The organism is Campylobacter sp. 2018MI13 (assembly GCF_018501135.1).
Classification (GTDB): domain Bacteria; phylum Campylobacterota; class Campylobacteria; order Campylobacterales; family Campylobacteraceae; genus Campylobacter_E.
Genome location: NZ_JAHCZC010000229.1, coordinates 1 through 444, shown reverse-complemented (window position 1 = coordinate 444; position 444 = coordinate 1). Strand labels below are relative to the sequence as shown.

General features: G+C 21.2%; 1 protein-coding gene. It reads left to right on the top strand.

The window, feature by feature from the left end; all coding sequences use genetic code 11:
* Positions 1-132 precede the first annotated feature (132 nt).
* Positions 133-426, top strand: coding sequence for a hypothetical protein (locus KJQ99_RS09770; protein WP_214150720.1), 294 nt, complete (start codon positions 133-135; stop codon positions 424-426).
* The last annotated feature ends 18 nt before the right edge of the window (positions 427-444 follow it).

Sequence of the window (444 nt, the reverse complement as noted above, 5' to 3'; positions counted from 1 at the left end):
GTAAAAATTATGAGAATTTGAAATAAGGATTTAAAAATAATACAAAAAGTAACAATTAATAAAAATTAATAAAGTTTTTTGATATTTTTATTTAAGTAAATGCTATGATATGAAAAATATTTAAGGTATGGTATGAAAAAAGCATTAGAATTCTTAAAAATACTTTTTAAAACTTTTCTAATTATTGAATTACTAATTGCTATTGGCTCAGTTTGTGTAGGTGGTGTTTTTGGCATTGGCTCAAATGTAAATATAATTTATTCAATTCTTTTTTGCTTTTTTGTAGCTAATGGTTTAATTTTTACAGATTTAGGTCAATTATTTGATTTATCATATAACGCAATTTCATTTCATCCACTAATATATCTTAAAGTTTTTATAATTATATTTTTTATAATATTTATCTTGTCTCTTAAACACATCTAACGCTGATGACGATAAGAG

Bases quoted from the DNA above. Each gene is read 5' to 3' on its own strand.
- KJQ99_RS09770 (WP_214150720.1), top strand. From the start codon at position 133: ATGAAAAAAGCATTAGAATTCTTAAAAATACTTTTTAAAACTTTTCTA.